17 protein-coding genes are annotated in these 19,049 nt (G+C 73.6%); 7 read left to right on the top strand and 10 right to left on the bottom strand.

The genetic code is table 11. The annotated features are described in order from the left end of the window. The first annotated feature begins 26 nt into the window (after positions 1–26). On the top strand, positions 27–782 hold the full coding sequence (locus tag ACIGEZ_RS01675) for a hypothetical protein (protein WP_399824604.1): 756 nt from the start codon (positions 27–29) through the stop codon (positions 780–782). Positions 783–808: 26 nt separating this feature from the next. On the opposite strand, the gene ACIGEZ_RS01670 is transcribed toward ACIGEZ_RS01675, so the two are convergent. After that, positions 809–1,426, bottom strand: a complete 618-nt coding sequence (locus ACIGEZ_RS01670; RefSeq protein WP_399824603.1) for a TetR/AcrR family transcriptional regulator — start codon at positions 1,424–1,426, stop codon at positions 809–811. Between the two features lie 59 nt (positions 1,427–1,485). Between ACIGEZ_RS01670 and ACIGEZ_RS01665 the strand changes: the two genes are divergently transcribed. Next, positions 1,486–3,066, top strand: coding sequence for an FAD-binding oxidoreductase (locus ACIGEZ_RS01665; RefSeq protein ID WP_399824601.1), 1,581 nt, complete (start codon positions 1,486–1,488; stop codon positions 3,064–3,066). Positions 3,067–3,105: 39 nt separating this feature from the next. Here ACIGEZ_RS01665 and ACIGEZ_RS01660 read toward each other — a convergent pair whose 3' ends face one another. From ACIGEZ_RS01660 to ACIGEZ_RS01640, 5 genes are all read right to left on the bottom strand, one after another. Then, positions 3,106–4,536: a phytoene desaturase family protein gene (locus ACIGEZ_RS01660; RefSeq protein ID WP_399824600.1), complete on the bottom strand. Its 1,431-nt coding sequence runs from the start codon at positions 4,534–4,536 to the stop codon at positions 3,106–3,108. Between the two features lie 31 nt (positions 4,537–4,567). Next, on the bottom strand, positions 4,568–5,197 hold the full coding sequence (locus ACIGEZ_RS01655) for a DUF4126 domain-containing protein (RefSeq protein WP_399824598.1): 630 nt from the start codon (positions 5,195–5,197) through the stop codon (positions 4,568–4,570). 319 nt (positions 5,198–5,516) lie between these two features. Then, positions 5,517–6,125 (bottom strand): TetR/AcrR family transcriptional regulator, encoded by a 609-nt coding sequence (locus ACIGEZ_RS01650; RefSeq protein ID WP_399824596.1) that lies wholly within the window; start codon positions 6,123–6,125, stop codon positions 5,517–5,519. Between the two features lie 19 nt (positions 6,126–6,144). Then, the gene (locus tag ACIGEZ_RS01645; RefSeq protein ID WP_399824595.1) at positions 6,145–8,232 is read right to left on the bottom strand and encodes a YhgE/Pip family protein; all 2,088 of its coding nucleotides are present in this window, start codon (positions 8,230–8,232) and stop codon (positions 6,145–6,147) included. After that, positions 8,204–9,130 carry an ATP-binding cassette domain-containing protein gene (locus ACIGEZ_RS01640; RefSeq protein ID WP_399824594.1) on the bottom strand — a complete coding sequence of 309 codons (927 nt, stop codon included), beginning with the start codon at positions 9,128–9,130 and terminating at the stop codon, positions 8,204–8,206. Before ACIGEZ_RS01640 ends, ACIGEZ_RS01645 begins: the two co-directional genes overlap by 29 nt. Before the next feature lie 154 nt (positions 9,131–9,284). Here ACIGEZ_RS01640 and ACIGEZ_RS01635 point away from each other — a divergent pair, with 154 nt between their 5' ends. The 3 genes from ACIGEZ_RS01635 (at position 9,285) to ACIGEZ_RS01625 (ending at position 11,402) form a co-directional block, all read left to right on the top strand. Continuing rightward, positions 9,285–9,815 (top strand): SAV_6107 family HEPN domain-containing protein, encoded by a 531-nt coding sequence (locus ACIGEZ_RS01635; protein WP_399824592.1) that lies wholly within the window; start codon positions 9,285–9,287, stop codon positions 9,813–9,815. A gap of 67 nt (positions 9,816–9,882) precedes the next feature. After that, a complete protein-coding gene (locus tag ACIGEZ_RS01630) occupies positions 9,883–10,671 on the top strand; it encodes a methyltransferase (RefSeq protein ID WP_399824591.1) in 789 nt (262 codons plus the stop codon). Positions 10,672–10,997: 326 nt separating this feature from the next. Further along, a complete protein-coding gene (locus tag ACIGEZ_RS01625; protein WP_399824589.1) occupies positions 10,998–11,402 on the top strand; it encodes a DUF3040 domain-containing protein in 405 nt (134 codons plus the stop codon). A gap of 240 nt (positions 11,403–11,642) precedes the next feature. Here ACIGEZ_RS01625 and ACIGEZ_RS01620 read toward each other — a convergent pair whose 3' ends face one another. The 4 genes from ACIGEZ_RS01620 to ACIGEZ_RS01605 form a co-directional block, all read right to left on the bottom strand. Further along, positions 11,643–14,042 (bottom strand): DUF3488 and DUF4129 domain-containing transglutaminase family protein, encoded by a 2,400-nt coding sequence (locus tag ACIGEZ_RS01620; RefSeq protein ID WP_399824588.1) that lies wholly within the window; start codon positions 14,040–14,042, stop codon positions 11,643–11,645. Beyond that, the gene (locus ACIGEZ_RS01615) at positions 14,039–15,409 is read right to left on the bottom strand and encodes a DUF58 domain-containing protein (RefSeq protein WP_399824587.1); all 1,371 of its coding nucleotides are present in this window, start codon (positions 15,407–15,409) and stop codon (positions 14,039–14,041) included. The genes ACIGEZ_RS01620 and ACIGEZ_RS01615 overlap by 4 nt, the downstream gene beginning before the upstream one ends. Then, complete coding sequence (locus ACIGEZ_RS01610; protein WP_399824585.1) at positions 15,409–16,434, bottom strand: AAA family ATPase; 1,026 nt, start codon at positions 16,432–16,434, stop codon at positions 15,409–15,411. The genes ACIGEZ_RS01615 and ACIGEZ_RS01610 overlap by 1 nt, the downstream gene beginning before the upstream one ends. A 155-nt stretch (positions 16,435–16,589) precedes the next feature. Beyond that, entirely contained in the window at positions 16,590–17,192 is a 603-nt protein-coding gene (locus tag ACIGEZ_RS01605) for a beta-class carbonic anhydrase (protein ID WP_399824583.1), read from the bottom strand. 329 nt (positions 17,193–17,521) lie between these two features. Between ACIGEZ_RS01605 and rsmH the strand changes: the two genes are divergently transcribed. Both rsmH and ACIGEZ_RS01595 read left to right on the top strand, forming a co-directional pair. After that, a complete protein-coding gene (gene rsmH, locus ACIGEZ_RS01600; protein WP_399824582.1) occupies positions 17,522–18,481 on the top strand; it encodes a 16S rRNA (cytosine(1402)-N(4))-methyltransferase RsmH in 960 nt (319 codons plus the stop codon). Next, the gene (locus tag ACIGEZ_RS01595) at positions 18,478–19,047 is read left to right on the top strand and encodes a septum formation initiator family protein (protein WP_399824581.1); all 570 of its coding nucleotides are present in this window, start codon (positions 18,478–18,480) and stop codon (positions 19,045–19,047) included. Before rsmH ends, ACIGEZ_RS01595 begins: the two co-directional genes overlap by 4 nt. Positions 19,048–19,049 lie beyond the last annotated feature (2 nt).

Genomic DNA, 19,049 nt, shown 5'->3' with positions numbered 1-19,049 from the left:
GCGGTGGCCGTAGGAGAGGGGCGGGCATGGGGTGGACGGTCCTCTACATCGCGTTCGGTGTCGTGGCGTTGTGGCTGCTGGGTGAGGTGCTTCTGCAGTACAAGGCGCGGCTGCGCTGGCGGCTGCTCGCCTTCAGCGGCTTCCTGGGCGTGGTCCTCGGGGTGCTGCTGCCCTCGGTGATCGTGATCATCGCCGGCGCGATCGCCTTCGCGGTCGGCCAGACCTATGTGACCCTCTCCTTCCGGCGCGGCTTCTCCACCGGCTGGGCGCTGGGCGGCAGGCCGGGCGCGAGCCGCCGCCGCAGGTCGGGCCCGCCGCCCAAGGAGGGGCCGACCCTGGAGGTCAGCGACCTCGCCTACGAGCCGGTCGACCACGCCGCGGACCCGCACGAGGTCCCGGCCGCCGAGACCACGGACGTGTACGAGCCGCAGCCGATGCCCGAGGACACCGGCCAGTACGCGGTGTACGGCACCGCCTACGACCAGCAGCAGTACGCCGACCCCTACCCGGCCGGATACGGGCAGCAGCCCGCCTACGACTACGGCAGCGCCGGCCAGCAGAGTTACGCGGCCTACTCCGACCCGTACATCGGCCAGCAGTACAACGACGGCGGGGTTCAGTACGGCGACTACCAGCAGCCGTACGCCGATCCGTACGCGCCCTCGTACACCTACGACACCCCGCCCGGCGGCGTCTGGGTCCCGCAGCAGCGGGACAACGAGCAGCCCGACCACGAGCAGTACGGCTACGGCACCGGCAACGACCAGCAGTACCGCTACTAGTCGACCTGCTCAGGCCCTGGTCGTGCTCAGGCGCCGCCGCGAACGGCCGCGATGAGCCGGTGGCAGCGGGCGCTCATGGTGTCGGCGGAGAGTTCGGGGTGGCTGATCCACCAGCCGACGAGCGCGCTGACCGTACCCGTCCACACGTGCTTGAGGGCGTCCGCGTCGAGGGCGTCGTCGTTGCCGTGGGCGTGCAGCAGGGCGGCGGTGCCCGATGCCGCGAGGCCGTCGATGGCCTCGCGGTGGCGGTGAGCCGCCTGCCACGGCTCCGAGCCGTGCTTCAGCGTGCGGTCGTAGAGCACGAACCAGGCGTGCCGCTGCCCCTCCAAGGCGCGGAAGACCGCGGTGAGCACCGCCTGGGGGAGCCGGTCACCGGCCGGCTCCGACGCCATGGCGCCGTCGACCGCGGCGAGCAGGCGGGGGCCGATGCGGTCGACGCAGGCCGTGTAGAGGCCGTCCTTGGAGCCGAAGTACGTGTAGAGCATCGGCTTCGTGACGCCCACGCGCCGGGCGATCTCGGTCATCGACGCCGTGGCGTGGCCGTTCCTGCCGAACTCCTCCAGTGCCGCGGCGATGATCTGTTCCTCCCGGCGTGCCCGCGGGACGCCCTTCGTTCCGGCCGCCGATCCCCTTGCCGTCGTCATGAGGAGACTATACGTTGCAGTAATTTACCAAGCGGTAAATTACCTGGAGGTCACATCTCATGGCCGACCACACCACGCGGCGCCGGTCCTGGTGGGGCTGGGGCACCGAGGCCGACGCGCTGTCCGCAGCCGAGTGCACCGCACTCGGGTCCCTCGTCCCGGGTGCGGCGGCGACCCCCCTGCCCGTGCCCGACGTCTCCGGCCACCTGCTGCCGAAGGTCCGCGTCGAGCCGCCCACCGCACTCGCCCCCTTCATGTCGGCCGCGCCGCTGGACCGGGCCTCGCACACCTACGGCAAGGCGTACCGCGACGTGGTCCGCGCCCTGGAGGGAGACCTCACCGCCGCCCCCGACCAGGTCGCCCGCCCCCGTACCGAACAGGAGGTGGCCGACGCCCTGGACTGGGCGGCCGACGCCGACGTGGCGGTCGTGCCGTACGGCGGGGGCAGTTCCGTCGTCGGAGGGGTCGAGTACCGCGCGGACCGCCACCGCGCCGTCGTGTCGCTCGACCTGTCCCGCCTCGACCGGGTGCTGGAGATCGACCGGGTCAGCCGGGCCGCCCGGATCCAGGCCGGCGCCCTCGGCCCCGGCCTCGAGGACCAGCTGCGGCCGCACGGTCTCACCCTCCGGCACTTCCCGCAGAGCTTCGAGTTCTCCACCCTGGGCGGCTGGCTCGCCACCCGGGCCGGGGGTCACTACGCCACGCTGTACACCCACATCGACGACCTCGTCGAGTCCTTGCGGGTGGTGACACCCGCCGGGGTCAACGCCTCCCTGCGGCTGCCCGGTTCGGGAGCGGGACCGTCCCCGGACCGGTTGTTCCTGGGCTCCGAGGGTGCCCTGGGCGTCATCACCGAGGCCTGGATGCGGCTCCAGGAACGCCCCCGCCACAAGGCCTCGGCCACGGTGCTCTTCGGCGACGTCCACACGGCCTTCGGCGCCGTACGGGCCATCGCCCAGTCGGGCCTGCACCCGGCCAACTGCCGTCTCCTCGACCCCGGGGAGGCCGCCCTGGCCGGAGTCGCGCACGGCGGCCGGAGCGTGCTCGTCCTCGGGGTGGAATCGGCGCACGTCCCCGTGGACGGCCGCCTGGCCGAACTCCTCGCCCTGGCCCGTGACCACGGCGGCTCGCCGGCGCCGACGCAGCCCGGCGCCCCGGACGCCGCCGCGGACACCTGGCGGTCGGCCTTCCTGCGGATGCCCTACCTGCGCGACGCCCTCGCCCGGATGAGCGTGGTGACCGAGACGTTCGAGACCGCGTGCACCTGGGACCGCGCGCCGCAGCTGTACGAGGCGGTGCGCGGGCGACTGGCCGATGTCGTACGGGAGGTGACGGGCGCCGAGGGCACGGTCAACTGCCGCTTCACCCATGTCTATCCGGACGGGCCCGCGCCCTACTTCACCGTCATCGCACCGGGACGGCGCGGCGCCGAGGTCGCGATGTGGGACGAGATCAAGTCCGCCGCCATGGAGGTCCTTCACGACCACGGCGCCACCGTCACGCATCACCACGCGGTCGGCCGCGACCACCGGCCCGGCTACGACCGCCAGCGCCCGGAGCCGTTCGCCCTGGCGCTGCGCGCCGCCAAGCGGGCACTGGACCCGGCTGGGATCCTCAACCCGGGCGTGCTGATCGACTGACCGTGCCCCGTGCCCGCTACCGCGACCCGCGGAAGTCCGCTACTGCGAGCCGCGGAAGTCCGCGCCCTCCACGATCAGTCCGGCGACCAGCGCGCCCGACATCCCGGCATGGGCGAGCCCGCCGCCGGGGTGGGCCCAGCCGCCGGCGAAGTAGAGGCCGGGAAGCAGGGAGGCGTTGGCCTCGGGGAGATGCCGTCCGCCCGCCCCCGCGAGCGCGGGGCCGGGCACTTCGGCGACACCCGTCTCGCGCAGGGTGTGCTCCGGGGTACGGACCTCCTGCCACAGCAACCGCTCCCGGAGCCCGGGAACGGCCGCCTCCGCCGCCGTGACCACGCGTCCGGCGACGGCACTCCAGTCCTGCCCGCCCCGCGTGCCGACGGTCGCGGTCACGGTCACCGACTCGTGGCCGTCGTCGGGCCGCAGGGCCGGGTCGTCCGGCCGCAGCACCGTCACGGTGGGCAGGTCGCCGGCGGCGTGCACGACCGTACGGTGCACGGCGCCGGGCTCCCGGGCCCCGCGCAGGGCCAGACAGACCGTCACGCGGCCGGTGTACGGCCGCTGAGCGGACGGCTCGGCACCGCGCGGGGCGAGCTCCCGGTCCTCGTCGTGATGCGAGGGCACCGGCGCCCCCGACACCACGTGGTCCGCCCCGACGGTCTCCCCGCCGGCCAGCTCGATCCCGCAGGCCCGCCCGTCCTTCTCCAGGACCCTCTCGACGTGCGCGTCGAACACGAACTCCACCCGCCGCTGCCGGCACCGCTCGTACACCGCGTCCGCGAGCGCCCGGATGCCGCCGGCCACGTACCAGCTGCCGAAGGTCTGCTCCATGTACGGCAGCACGGCCGCCGCGGCCGGGGCGCCGGCGGGGTCGAAGCCGTAGCTCCAGGCGTACGCGTCGAGGAGCGCGGCGAGCCGCGGGTCGCGCAGCTCGCGGGCGCCGATCCGGGCCAGGGTGGTCGTGGGGCGGCGCAGCAGGCCCGCCTTGAGGGCCGGGTAGGGCTCGCGGCCCAGCGGGGTGGTGTCCTTCGGCTGCGGCTCCTCCAGGAGGGGGCGCCGGGTGCGGTCCCAGGCCTCGCGGGCGCGGACCATGAAGTCGCCCCAGCGCTCGCCCGTGCCCGCGCCGAGCGCCGCGTCCAGGGCGGCGACGGTGCCGGCGCGCGAGGCGTTCGGCAGGTCGACGCGGGTGCCGTCGGCGAAGAGCTGGCGGCTCGCCGGGTCGACCTGCGTCAGCGTCACGCACTCCTCGAGCGGCTGCTTGCCGGTCTTGACGAACAGGTCGCGATAGACGGCGGGCAGGTGCAGCAGACCGGGGCCGGTGTCGAAGCCGAACCCGTCGCGCTCGAACCGGCGGACCGCACCCCCGTACGTCCCGCCGCTCTCGTACACCGTCACCCGGTGGCCCGCCACGGCGAGCCGGGCGGCGGCCGCCATGGCGCCGAGCCCCGCGCCGATCACCACAATCCGTGCCATGCCAGGGACTGTATCGACCCCCACCGACAGGTCAGAAGTCGGACCAGTCCGCGGGTGGGCGTGCCTGGGCGGTCGTCAGGCGCTTCTCCTCGCGGCGCTGCGCCCTGCGCCGCCAGAAGCGGCGGATGCGGTGGGCGAGGAAGGCGAGTATCACCAGGCCGAGGACGAGCAGCACGGCCGCGATGACCGCTGCCGCGACCGGATGGAATATGGCGAACGTGATGATCCCGGCGACGCCGAGGTCCTCCATCAGGGACACGGCGATGTTGGAGGCGGGCTCCGGCGAGGTGTTGATCGCCATCCGGGTGCCGGCCTTGACGAAGTGGCTCAGCAGAGCCGTCGTGCCGCCGACCGCGCCCGCCGCGAGCTCGGGCAGCGAGCCGGACTGCCCGGCGAGCAGGGCGGCGACCACCGCCCCGCTGACCGGCCGGATCACCGTGTGGACCGAGTCCCACACGGAGTCGACGTACGGGATCTTGTCCGCGACCGCCTCGCACAGGAACAACACCCCCGCGGCGATCAGGACGTCGGGTCGCTGCAGCGCCTGGGGCACCTCGTCGGAGATGCCGGTCGCGCCGAAGAAGCCGAGGAGCAGGACCACCGCGTACGCGTTGATCCCGCTCGCCCAGCCGCTGGTGAAGACCAGGGGGAGTACGGACACGTCCGCGATGGTAACCAGCTCTGAGTATCCGTACCTAGAGCGCGAGATGAGTAGGGATGCGGATGGGCCATGACCTGCGCGGACGAGAGAGTGGAGCACACGGAAGGGGCGCGGCTCCGGACCGCCGTCACGGGGCGGCGGAGCGGGCCGCGCGCCTGCCGGTACGGGGGTACCACGGGGGCACGGGGGTGCACGGGGGTACGTAAGGAAGCGCCGGTCCGGCGAGGCTCGGGGGGATCGAGCCTCGCAGGACCGGCGCCTTTCGTCGTACCGGCGTACGGCCACGGGTTACGGCCACCGGTGCGGAGAGGAGCGCTGCCTAGCAGCCGCCCACCCGTCCGTGCAGCAGCCGGGAGAGCGCCGCGTGGACGTCGTCCAGGGAGCGCTCGCTCTGGAAGGCCTGCCAGTCGAGCGCGGCCACCAGGACCATGCCGACCAGGGCCGCCGCCGTCAGCTGCACGTCGATCTCGTCGCTCAGCTCCCCGGCGGCCACGCCCTCCCGCAGCACGTTCTCGACCACCGCCACGGCCTCCTGACGGACCACCAGGAGCGTGGAGTTCCAGGCCCGTCCGGTGCGCCAGAGCTCGGCCACGTACAGCTGAGTGAAGGCCGGGTAGCGGTCGATGAAGACCAGGCCCGCACGGATCATCGCGTCCAGCGCCTCGACCCGGCTGCCGCCCCGCTCGGCGGTCTCCTCGGCCGCCGTCCTGAGGGAGGCGGTGAGGAGGGAGACGCCGTGCCGCAGCAGCTCTTCGAAGAGCTCGGTCTTGCTCTTGAAGTTGTAGTAGACCGTGCCCTTGGCCACCCCCGCGCGCTCCGCGATCTCGTCGACCGTGGTCGCCGAGAAGCCCTGCTCCGCGATGAGGGTGACGGCCGCCTCGTAGAGCTTGCTGCGGGTGGCCTGGCGTCTGGTGCTGCTGCTGTCCATGGGCACGATTCTCACAGGTTCAGAGCGACAGGTCGGGGTGGAGCCGGTCCAGCGTCCACACCTGCTTGCGGCGGGCGGAGACGGCGGTCAGCGCGAGCGCGCCGACGGTGAAGGCGGTGAGCACGGCGCACGCCTGCCAGACCGGTCCGATGCCGCCGCCCGAGATGAGCCGGCGCAGCGCCTCGACCACGTACGTCATCGGGAGGTAGGGGTGGATGGCGTTGAAGAAGCCGGGGCTTGTCTGCACGGGATAGGTGCCGCCCGCCGAGGTCAGCTGGAGCATCAGCACCGCGAGCACCAGGATGCGGCCCGCCGCGCCGAAGCGGGCGTTGAGCCACTGGATGATGGCGGCGAAGCAGCAGGTCACCAGGGCGAGGAAGCCGACGGTGCCGGCGGCCCTCGCCATCTGCAGGCCAAGGCCCCAGTGGAGCACGGACATCAGGGCGGCCACCTGGAGGACGCCGATCGCGGCGACCGGCAGCCAGCCCGCGAGCGCGATCCGCCAGGCGGAGGCGCCGGCGGCGAGGGCGCGGCGGTTGAGCGGCTGGATGAGCATGTACGCGACCATCGCGCCGACCCAGAGGGAGAGCGGGATGAAGTACGGGGCGAAACCGGTGCCGTAGTTGGGCGCCTTGTGCATCGACTGGGCGGCGAGCTTGACCGGGTCGGCCATCACCTCGGTGCGGCGGTCGCGGTCCTGCTTGTCGTAGTCGGGGATCTTCCTGACGCCGTCGTTCAGGCCGGTGGCCAGTTCGCCGGAGCCGTCGGCCAGCTTGAACAGGCCGCCGTCGAGTTCGCCGGCGCCCTTCTTGAGCTTGCCGACGCCGGTGTCCAGGCCGACCGAGCCGGTGCGCGCGCTGGTCAGACCGGTGTGCAGCCGGTCGGCGCCGTCGGCGACCTTCCTGGCGCCCGCGTTGAGCTCGTTGATCTTCCTGATCGCGTAGTCGACGTCCTCGTCGAGGTGCGGGGCGCGCCGGGCCAGTTCGTCGGCGTCCTTCTTCAGCTTGTCCAGCCGGGTGTTCAGGGTCTTCAGGTCGCCCTTGCTGTCCTTGGTCAGCTCGTGCAGGTCGTCGGCGATCTTCGCGACGTCGTCGGAGGTGACCGAGGCCTCCTTGAGGACCTCGCACTCCTGGGCGTTCGGCAGCGGGTTGGTCACGCACCGCTTGCGGTAGAACGCGTCCAGCTTGTCGTCCGCCTTGTGGGCGGCGCTGCGCGCGAGCGGGGCGCGCCGCACCAGGTCGTCCAGGTTGTGCTTGGTGGCGGTGGCGGCGTCGGAGACGAGCCGGGCGGTGTCGCGGATCGACTTGCCGTTGTTGGCCAGGTAGGGGCGGACCTTGTCGGCCTCGCCGTTGACCCTGTCGGCGAGCTTCTGGGTGCCGTTCGCGACCTTGCGGGAGCCGGTCTCCAGGTCCTTGGCGCCCTTGTCGAGCTTCTTCAGGCCCGAGGCCAGGTCGCCGCTGCCCTTCTTGGCGTCCTTCAGGCCGTCGGCGAGGCTCTTGGAGCCCGCCTTCGCCTTGTCGACGCCGTCCTTGAGGTCGCCGGCGCCCTTGGCGGCCTTCTCGGTCGCGTCGTGGAGGTCGGAGAAGGAGATGAAGATCTTGTCGAGGAAGGTGCGCGAGGACTTGGTGGAGGCGGCGGTGCGCACCTCGGAGAAGACCGTGCGGGAGATCTGGCCGACGATGTAGTTGTTGGCGTCGTTCGTGCGGACCTTCAGCGCGCCGGTCTCGGGGGAGTCGCCGGAACTGGAGGCGATGCGCGCACTGAAGTCGGAGGGCATGGTCAGGGACAGGTAGTACGTGCCGTCCTCGACGCCCTCGCGGGCCTCCGCGTCGCTCACCTCGTGCCACTCGAAGACGGCGCTCTTGCGCAGGTTCTCGGTGATGTCGGCGCCCGCGGTGATCTTCTGCCCGCCGGTGGTGGCGCCCTTGTCCTCGTTCACGAGGGCGACGGGGATCTTGTCGAGCCTGCTGTACGGGTCCCAGAAGGACCACAGGTACAGCGCACCGTAGAGCAGCGGCAGCAGCAGGATCGCGACGAGCGCGGCGCGCGGCAGCTTCCCCCTGCCGAACCGCTTCAGCTCAAGCGCGGCCAGTCTCGGCGAGCGCATCGGCCTCCCCCTTCTGGATGGTGTCTTCGGTGTCGTCCTGGGCGGCTTCGTCCCGGGCGGTTTCGTCCTCGGCGTCGTCGGCCGCCGCGGTCGCTTCGGCGCCTTCGGTGGTGTCGGTGGCCGCCTCGCCGTCCGCGGTGTCGGCCTCCGCGGTGTCGGCCTGCGTGGGCTCGTCCGGTGCGTCCCCGGCGGCCGGGGCCGTGGAGACCCGCAGGGCGCCTTCGGGGGCCTCGCTGCAGACGGCGAGGACGGTGGTGCCGGAGTCGGCGACGGACCGGAGCAGTGCCCAGGCCTCGGCGCGGTCGGCGTCCGAGAGTTTCAGGTCCGCGTCGTCCAGGGCGAGCAGCCGGGGCCGGCCGATGAGGGCCAGCGCGATCGACAGGCGCAGCGCCTCCAGCCGCTCCAGGTCGCGCACCGCGGTCCGCTCGCCCTTCGGGAGCGTCGTGGTGTCGAGCCCGGCGGCGGCCAGGGACTCGTCGATCCGGGTCCTGGTGGCGGCCGCGCGCTCGGCGGGCGGCCGGAGCAGGGCCTTGACGGAGCCGTCGAAGCGGCGCTGGAGCAGGGCCCGCTCGCGCAGGTGCTCGGCGACGGTGAGGGCCGGGTCGAGGTCGCTGACGCCCGGCACCGGGCCGAGCGCGCTGATCCGCCGTACCGCTGCCATCCTGCGGGGCATCCGGAGCCCGGCGACCTCGGCGTGGCCCTCGTGGGCCTTCATGCGGCCGGTGAGGGCGAGCAGCAGGCAGGTGCGGCCGGAGCCGGAGGGCCCCTCGATCGCGACCAGCGATCCGGGGGCGGCCTCGAAGCCGATCCCGCGGAAGGCCCAGCCGCGTGGACCCTTCAGCCCGTATCCGTCCGCGACGACGACGGCGCCGTGCGGTTCGTCCGGGTGCGCTTCCACCGATCCCCCCTCTTTTGCACTGACCGGTCAGTGCAAAAACTTACCGCTCGGTGGGCCGACAGGCAAAAGGCCAGGTCAACCTGATTGTCAGTGGGGCCGTGCACGATGAACACATACGGCCACAGCGCCGTCACCCGACGACAGGAGGCTCGTCATGGCCGGCCACTCCGCCGCAGCCACGCCCCGCCGCCGCACCGGCGGAAGCACTGCCCCCGCCCAGCTCGGACCCGCGTCCGACGTCCACCCGGTCCTGCGCCGCACCTCGGCACCGCCCGCCGCCCTCGACCTGCTCGCCAAGGCCAGGGCCGGACTCGACGAGGCCGCCGCGCTCGACGTGCCCAACGAGCGCTACGCGACCGCCCACCTCGCCGCCCTGCGCACCGCCGCGGCCGTGCTCGCCGCCCGCGGCCGGCCCGAGCGCGACCCCCGCAAGCGCGCCCGCATACGCAGCACCTGGGAGGTGCTGCCCGAGATAGCGCCCGAGCTCACCGAGTGGAGCGCCCTCTTCGCCTCGGGCGCCGAGCGCCGGGCCCGCGCCGAGGCCGGCATCACCGGCGCCGCGAGCTGCCGGGACGCCGACGACCTGCTGCGGGCCGCCGGGGTCTTCCTGCGCCTCGTCGAGCGGCTCCTGGTCCTCCAGCCCGTACTGCCGCGCCAGCCGGGTGCGGAGGAGGCCACGGGATGATCGGGCAAGGGGGCCCGAGGCCATAGGGTGGGGAGCGTTCGTACCCGTCACCGAGGAGTCAACAGCCGTGTCGGACCCTTCCCCTGTCTTCGGTCGAGAGGCGACCTCGCGCCCGTCGCGCGCCTCCCTGCGTACCGCCGTCGTCTGGGACGTCCTCAAAGACGCCCTCGACCGCCGGGTCAAGGCCACCGGGAAGGACACGCTCGATGTCCTCGACACGGGCGGCGGCTCGGGCAACTTCGCGGTCCCGGTGGCCCGCCTCGGTCACCGGGTCACCGTCGTCGACCCCAGCCCCAACGCGCTCTTCGCGCTGGAGCGGCGGGTCGCGGAGGCGGGCGTCGCCGACCGGGTCCAGGGGGTCCAGGGCGACATCCGCGGCCTCTTCGACGTCGTCGACCGCGAGGGCTTCGACGTGGTCCTGTGCCACGGCGTCCTGGAGTACGTGGACGACCCGGCCGAAGGCGTGCGCAACGCGGTCGCCGCGCTGCGTTCCGGCGGCGGTCTCAGCCTGCTCGCCGCCGGTCTCGGCGGCGCCGTCCTGGCCCGCGCCCTGGCCGGGCACTTCACCGAGGCGCGGCACGCGCTGACCGACCCGGCGGGCCGCTGGGGCGAGGGCGACCCGGTGCCCCGGCGCTTCACCGCCGAGCAGCTCACCGAGCTCGCGGACGCCGCCGGGCTGGACGTCGGCGCCGTGCACGGCGTCCGGGTCTTCGCCGACCTGGTCCCCGGCGCCCTCGTCGACACCGAGGCCGGCGCGGCGGACGCCCTGCTCCGGCTCGAGGCGGCGGCGGCCGAGCTGCCGGCCTTCCACGCCATCGCCACCCAGCTGCACGTCCTCGGCGAGAAGCGCGCCTGACAGCACGGCCGGACAGGCCGGCCACCCGCACGGAGGCGCCCCGGAGCTCCGGCCCCGGGGCATCGCCGTACGTGCTGAGCAGCGGCGCAGCCGCAGATGGAGTACGCCACAGCCCGCCCTTTCGGGGACATGTCCCCGTATGATCGGGGGACACCATCCGGCATGACGGGCAGGGCGCTGGGGAATCAACGCCTCAGCATCCGAACCGCATGGCGGCCCGGATTGGCGATTTGGCATTGAGGGCGGGTTTCACGGGGGCGATTCCCTGCCTATCCTGAAAGGGCCGCAAACCGGTCGCCCCCGCGACCGACGACTAGGAGGACTCCGTGCCGCTCTCGGAGCACGAGCAGCGAATGCTCGAGCAGATGGAGCGAGCGCTGTACGCCGAAGATCCCAAGTTCGCGACAGCGCTCGAGGGAAGCGGACTGCGTACGTACACCCGGCGACGGGTCTACCAGGCAGTCGCCGGCTTCCTGGTGGGTATCGCGCTCCTCATGGCCGGAATGGTCGCTCAGCAGATCTGGATCAGCGTGGTGGGGTTCCTCGTCATGCTGGGCTGCGCGGTCCTGGCGGTCACCGGATGGCGCAAGGCGCCCAAGCCGGGCGAGCAGGCGCAGGGAGCGGCGGCCGGAGGCGGCCGTCAGACCCGGCAGCGACGCTCGATGATGACCCGCATCGAAGAGCGGTGGCAGCGCCGCCGCGACGAACAGCAGGGCGGCGGCCACCACTGACGCGGCCTGCGCAGACGACGACCTGAACCCCTTGGGCCCGCACCGGACGGTGCGGGCCCAAGGGGTTCAGCCATGCCCGGTCCGGACCCGGGCGGGCCGGGGGCGCCGGCTCACTCCGGGGGGCCGGGGCGCAGGCTCACTCCGGGGTTTGGGCCGCCGGCCCACCCCAGGGGCCGGGGCGCCGCTCTCCCCGTTCCCCCGGGGCGCCGGCCCACCCCGGCCGGGGGCCCGGGCTTCGGCTCAGCCTGCCTCGCGGGGCTTGCGGCGGGACAGGGTCCGCATCGCGCTCCGGGTCCTGGCCGACCAGGAGTCCCGCAGCGCGACCCATCCCTCCTGGGCCGCCCAGACCACCCGTGCAGCGGAGCGCGGGACCAGCAGGGCGCGGAGGCGATGGGCACGGGTCGCCGAGGTGTGGAAGCCGCGGCGGATCAGGGCGGCCTGGTCCGTCAGGCCCGTGGCCGGGCGGGGGTGCGGGGCGTACAGGGCCTGTTCGACCGAGCGCGCCACCCGGTGCACCGCGTCCGCCGCGTCCGGCGGCAGCTCGCCCAGGCGGACCATCCGGGCCGCCGTCCTGCGGGGGGTCTGCGACTCGTCCGGGGCCACCCCGTAGTCCCAGGCGGTGTCGTTGATCTCCCGCCAGACGGCGAGGATCCGGGTCACCGGGTCCCCGGCAGGACCGAGCCGCCGCGCCCGCACCCGCGTGCGCCACCACAGCGGCAGCAGCGGGAGCGCGAGCACGAGCAGCACACCGAGGCAGATCAGGACCACCTGGAGCGGCGGCATCCCCCCGTCGTCCGACGAGGCACCGCCGGCCGCCTGGTCCGGGCCGCACTCACCGAGCCTGCGCAGCTGCGGCGGGCAGCTCTCCGAGGCGCTCGGCGCCACCGAGGGCTGCGCCGACGCGCTGGTCGAGGGCTGCGCCGACGGCGTCGCGTTGCCGCCCGCGGACTGCTCCCGGGTGTACTCCGGCACCGTGCCGCGCGAGGGCGTCGGCTCGAAGCGGGTCCAGCCGGCCCCCTCGAAGTACAGCTCGGGCCAGGCGTGCGCGTCCCGGATGCCGACCGAGACCGAGCCGTCGGACTGCGCGGTGCCCGGCATGAAGCCGACCGCGACCCGGGCGGGGATGCCCAGGGAGCGGGCCATCGCCGCCATCGAGAAGGAGAAGTGGACGCAGAAGCCCTCCTTGTCCTTCAGGAAGCGGGAGATCGCCTGGACCCCGGTGCCGGACTCGACGTCGACGTCGTAGCGGAAGCCGCCGTCGTGGGCGAACCAGTCCTGGAGCTTCACCGCCCGCTCGTAGTCGTTGCGCGCCCCGCGGGTCACCGACAGGGCCGTCGACTTCACGTCGGCGGGCAGCGAGGCCGGAATGCGGGTGTACTCGCGGCGCAGCTTGTCGGAGGCGGCCGGGGCCGCGGCCAGCTGGTCGGCGGTGGGCCGCACGTCCAGGCTGGTCACCGTGTAGCGGGCGCCCTTGGTGTTCTGCCCGTTGTCGCCGACGAGCATCCGGCCGGCCGGCTCGTACCGCCAGCTGCCGCCGATGGAGACCTTCTGCGCCGGGTAGGGCATCGGCAGCCACTTCTGCTCGTACGCAGGGGAGGCGACCAGGTTGGTGGTGACCTCGGTGGCCGTGACGTCCCGGGCGAGGCCGTCCGGCCAGGGCAGCGGCTCTGGCACGTCCTCGATCGGGCGGACCGAGGACTTCCACGCCGTGCCGTCGAACTGGTCGAGCGCGACCAGCCGCAGATACAGGTTCGCGGTGTCCCTGGCGTTCGTCCGGTAGCGCAGGACCTCGCGGTCCTCCGGCTGGCGCAGGTTCTCCTGGAGCGAGACGAGCGGGTTGACCGCCGAGATCGTGCCGCCCTTGCCGCCGGTGCCCTCGCCGTCGCCGGCCCCGCCGAAGAGCCCGCCGCTCAGCCCGGGCAGCACCAGCGGCACCACCAGGGCGACGCCCAGGGCGACCACGCCGATCCGCCGCCCGGTGCGCACCGGGGCGAACGCGGGCCCGCCCTCGCCGGCCGCGGAACCGGGCCGGCCCGAGCGCTGGGCCCCGCCGAAGACCCGGCCCCACTGGGAGAGCCGTTCCCGGCTCTCCGCGAGGAGCAGCAGCAGATAGCCGGCCGCGGCCAGCAGGAAGAACAGTCCGCCCGCGCCGCCGCCCGAGAGCCCCGCCGCCACCGAGTACAGCGCGAGCAGCGGCAGGCCCGCCGGGGCCGCGCTGCGGAACGTCACCGCGACCGCGTCCACGAGCAGGCCGATCACCGCCACCCCGCAGACCAGCAGCAGCCGGATGCCGGCCGTGTTCGGGGCGGGGATCGCGTACGTGCCGACGTCGTCCACGCCCGCCTGGAACAGCGAGCCGAACGCGGCGAAGGCCTGCGGTCCCGGCAGGACGCCGAGGATCGCCTGCTCCCGGACGAAGACCAGGGTCAGCACGAGCAGCGAGACCACGGACTGGGCGGCGATCGTCAGCGGCCGGGCCAGTGGCACCCGACGGGTCAGCGTGCCGACCGCGCTCTGCAGTCCGAGCAGGATCGCCGCGGTGAAGATCCAGGTCGCCGGCTTCACCAGCGGCAGCAGCGAGGCCGACGCCATCAGCGACGCGCCGAAGGCCGCAAGCGTCAGCCGCCCGCGCCCGCTCATGACCAACCTCCGTAGGTATCGGCCGCGGAGGCCTGGGTGTGTGCCCCGCCTGCCTGCTGCCACAGCTGCGACAGGCGCGTGCCCGGGGGCACGGCGATCGCCGTCCACCCCGCCTCGCGCAGCCGCCGCAGCCGGTCCTCCACCGCCCCGGTGACGGCGCCGCCGGTCAGCCAGGTCCCGGAGTCGAGCACGAACGCGATGGCGGCGCCGCCGCGCCGGGGCGTCCGGGCGGCGAGCTCCGCCTGCTCCTCGTCGAGGTCGCCGAGGAAGGCGACCAGGAGGCCCTCGTGGCCGCCGCGCAGCACGTCGTAAGCGCGCGAGAGCCCGGCCCCGTCGGAGTGGTCGACGACGGCGAGGGTGTCCATCATCAGCCCGGAGGCCTCGGCCGCGTCCTGTCCGGAGCCGGCGAACCCCTCCGCGCCCTCGCCGGGCACGGTGCTGCCGGTGTCGGTGAGCAGCCGGACCGAGTACCCGCGCTCCAGCATGTGCACGAGGACGGAGGCGGCGCCGGAGACGGCCCATTCGAAGGCCGAGTCGGGTCCGCCGCCCTCGTAGGCGATCCGCCGGGTGTCGAGCAGCACCGTGCAGCGGGCCCGCTGCGGCTGCTCCTCGCGGCGGACCATCAGCTCGCCGTAGCGGGCGGTGGAGCGCCAGTGGACCCGGCGCAGGTCGTCGCCGTGCCGGTAGGCGCGAGGGATGATGTCGTCGTCCCCGGCGAGCGCGAGGGAGCGCTGCTGTCCGTCCCCGTATCCCGCGGACTCGCCGGCGAGCTTCACCGGCGGGAGCGCCTCGGTGCGGGGGATGACGGTGAGCGTGTCGTACGCTCTGAAGGAGCGGGTCAGCTCGCACATGCCGAAGGGGTCGTTGAGCCGCAGCTGGAGCGGGCCGAGCGGGAAGCGTCCGCGCAGGTCGGAGCGGACCCGGTAGGACACCTCGCGGCGGCCGCCGGCCTCGACCCGGTCGAGCACGAAGCGGGGCCTCGGGCCCAGCATGTGCGGCACGTGGTCCTGGAGCATCAGCAGGCCGGTGGGCAGCCGGGAGACGTTGTCCATGCGCAGGTGGACCCGGGCCTCGGTGCCGGTCTCGACCCGGTGCGGGCTGAGCCGGCGGGTGCCCGCGACCCGGTAGCGGGTGCGGTGCAGCACGACGGCGCAGACCAGCGGCAGGGCGGCGAGCAACAGCCCGACGCGCAGCAGATCGGCCTGGCCGAGGACGTAGGCGCAGACGCCGGCGGCGACCCCCGCGGCGAGGAAGGACCGGCCGCGGGTGGTGAGGCCGGCCAGGGCGACCCGCAGGCCGCCCCTGTCGTCGCCGTCGTCCCCGTTCCCCGAGGGGGCGTGCCCCTGCTGGGCGGCGGCGGTGGTCATCACAGCCGCCGGGCGCCGGGCTGCTGGCCGTAGAGGGGTCCTGCGGGCGGCGCGGGGGGCGCGGCGGCCGGCACGGGGGTGCGCTGCAGGATGTCGCGGACGACCTGCTCGGAGGTGCGGCGGTTCAGCTGGGCCTGCGCGGTGGGCAGCAGACGATGGGCGAGCACCGGCGCGGCGAGCGCCTGGAGGTCGTCGGGCAGCACGTACTCCCGGCCGCTGAGCGCGGCGGAGGCCTTGGCGGCCCGCAGCAGGTGGAGCGTGGCGCGCGGGGACGCGCCGAGTCTGAGGTCCGGGTGGGTCCGGGTGGCCGCGACGATGTCCACCGCGTACCGCTTCACCGCGTCGGCGACGTGCACGCCGCGGACGGCCTCGATCAGCTTGACCACGTCGTGGGCGTGGGCGACCGGCTGGAGGTCGTCCAGCGGGGAGACCGAGCCGTGCACGTCGAGCATCTGCAGCTCGGCGTCCGGGCTCGGGTAGCCGATGGAGACCCGGGCCATGAAGCGGTCGCGCTGCGCCTCGGGCAGCGGATAGGTGCCCTCCATCTCCACCGGGTTCTGGGTGGCGACCACCATGAAGGGGCTGGGCAGCTCGTAGGTCTGGCCGTCGACCGTGACCTGGCGCTCCTCCATGGACTCCAGGAGCGCGGACTGGGTCTTGGGCGAGGCCCGGTTGATCTCGTCGCCGATCACGATCTGGGCGAAGATCGCGCCCGGCTTGAACTCGAAGTCCCGGCGCTGCTGGTCGAAGATCGACACGCCGGTGATGTCCGACGGCAGCAGGTCGGGCGTGAACTGGATCCGCCGGACCGAACAGTCGATGGACCGGGCCAGCGTCTTGGCCAGCATCGTCTTGCCCACGCCGGGTACGTCCTCGATGAGGAGGTGTCCCTCGGCGAGCAGCACGGTCAGCGCAAGCCGTACGACCTCGGGCTTGCCCTCGATCACACCTTCCACCGACCGGCGCACCCGCTCCGCTGTGGTGGTCAGATCAGTGAGGCTCGCTCGATCGTCATAGGTCGTCACCCGGCCCTCCTCGGCCCTTTCGCAGCACCGACACCTGCCCCCGGCACTCGTCCGGGGGGTGTCACCCGTGCATTGTTGTTCGCGTGACCGGGTCGTGTCACTTGCGGGCCCCCCGGCTGTGGATAACTGCGGGCGAATTGCCGGGGTTTGACACGTTACGCCGGGGAATTGGTGCCGATCGGATCGATCTCGCGCAGCAGGCCCGTGGTCACGTCGAAGACGAAACCGCGCACGTCGTCGGTGTGCAGCAGGAACGGGGAGGTGCGCACCCGCTGCATCGACTGGCGCACGTCCTGGTCGACGTCGCGGAACGCCTCCACGGCCCAGGCCGGGCGCTGGCCGACCTCGTCCTCGATCTCGTGCCGGAAGTCCTCGGTGAGCGATTCCAGGCCGCAGCCGGTGTGGTGGACCAGCATCACGCTGCGGGTGCCGAGGGCCCGCTGGCTGATCGTGAGGGAGCGGATCACGTCGTCGGTCACGACGCCGCCGGCGTTGCGGACGGTGTGGCAGTCGCCGAGCTCGAGCCCGAGCGCGGCGTGCAGGTCGAGCCGGGCGTCCATGCAGGCGACCACGGCGACGCGTAGTACGGGCCGCGCGTCCATTCCGGGGTCGGTGAAGTCGGCGGCGTAGCGCGCGTTCGCCTCGACGAGACGGTCGGTGACCGTGCTCTCGGCGTTCAGTGCGTTCGCGGCGTTCTCGGCGTTCGCGGTGGTCTGGGGGGATATCGCGCCGGCGGAGGGGTGCGCAGAGGTCGACATGTCTTCGACGGTAGTGGTCACCGATCGCCCAGGCCTGCTGTGAGAGCGGACAAAGAGCGTCAATGAACCTTGTTGTGAGCGAACCCACAGACCGCGGCGGGCCGCGGCCATCCGGGTGAGCCGTCCGGACGATCCGGCCGCCCGCTCCCGGTCGCGCGACGCGCCAGCCGGTTGGTTGACCGGCCCGTCCGGTGGACTAAAGTGGCGCGAAGTTCACGGAGACATCGAGCGATTTTCGCCGTTTCTCCCCGTAAGTGCGGCGGTACCTGCGGCTCGGCCTCCTCCCGCTCGCCGGTGGTACCCGTTTCCGCCGGATCTGAGAGGGCGCATTGAGCAACGACCGACACGTCCCGGTGATGCTCCAGCGGTGCCTGGACATGTTGGCCCCCGCCCTGGAGCGCCCCGGCGCGGTCGTCGTCGACTGCACCCTCGGCCTCGGCGGCCACAGTGAGGCCCTCCTGCAGCGCTTCCCCGAGGCCCGGCTCGTCGCCCTCGACCGCGACAAGGAGGCGCTGCGCCTCTCCGGCGAGCGGCTCGCCCCGTACGGGGAGCGCGCCACCCTCGTGCACGCGGTCTACGACGAGCTGCCCGAGGTCCTGGACCGGCTCGGCATCCCGCGCGTCGACGGAATCCTCTTCGACCTGGGCGTCTCCTCCATGCAGCTGGACGAGGCCGACCGCGGCTTCGCCTACGCGCAGGACGCTCCGCTCGACATGCGCATGGACCAGACGACCGGCATGAGCGCGGCCGAGGTCCTCAACACCTACCCGGCCGGCGAGCTGGTCCGCATCCTGCGCGCGTACGGCGAGGAGAAGCAGGCCAAGCGGATCGTCTCCGCGATCGTGCGCGAACGCGACAAGGAGCCGTTCAGCAACAGCGCCCGGCTGGTCGAGCTGATCCGCGACTCCCTGCCGCAGGCGGCCAAGCGCACCGGCGGCAACCCCGCCAAGCGCACCTTCCAGGCCCTGCGCATCGAGGTCAACGGCGAGCTGTCGGTCCTGGAGCGGGCCATCCCGGCGGCGGTGAAGGTCCTCGCCGTCGGTGGCCGGATCGCCGTCCTGTCGTACCACTCGCTGGAAGACCGGCTGGTCAAGCAGGTCTTCGCGGCGGGCGCCGCGAACACCGCCCCGCCCGGCCTCCCGGTCGTCCCGGAGCGCTACCAGCCCCGCCTGCGGCTGCTCACCCGAGGCGCCGAACTCCCCACCGAGGAAGAGGTCGCCGAGAACCGCCGCGCCGCCCCGGCCCGGCTGCGCGGCGCCCAGCGCATCAGGGAGGACGAGCAGACATGAGCCGGAAGGGGCCTCTCAAAGGGCGGGCCGCGCGGCTCGGCCGGCTGATGCCGTCCGGGCCGAGCACCGCGGCCCGCACCCCCTTCGTCCTGCTCGTCGTGCTCCTGCTCGGCGGCGGGCTGATCACCCTGCTGCTGCTCAACTCCGCCCTCAACGAGGGCTCCTTCAAGCTCAGCGAGCTGAGGAAGAAGACCACCGAACTCACCGACGAGGAGCAGGCCCTCCAGCGGGACGTGGACGACAGCGCCGCCCCCGACGCCCTGGAGCGGCGCGCCCGCGAGCTCGGCATGGTGCCCGGCGGCAGCCCCGCCTTCCTCGACCCCGACGGCAAGGTCCGTGGCGTGCCCTCCAAGGCCACGTCCCCGAAGCCCTCCCCGAAACCCGCTCCGCCCGCCGCGGCCACACCCCCGGTGCAGAGCGACGCCGGCCGGACGACCCCGCCGGGCGGCACGCCCCCCGGGACCCCGGACCCGCAGAAGGCCGGCGGCCCGCCGGGGCCGCCCGCCTCGACGCCCCCCGGCACGCCGCAGACCACCGCGACCGCCCCCACGACCTCCGGCAGGTGACC

This window comes from Streptomyces sp. NPDC085481, assembly GCF_044541845.1.
In the GTDB taxonomy this organism is placed as follows: domain Bacteria; phylum Actinomycetota; class Actinomycetes; order Streptomycetales; family Streptomycetaceae; genus Streptomyces.
Note: the sequence above shows the minus strand (reverse complement) of the source record. Positions and strands in the feature narration are given on the sequence as shown.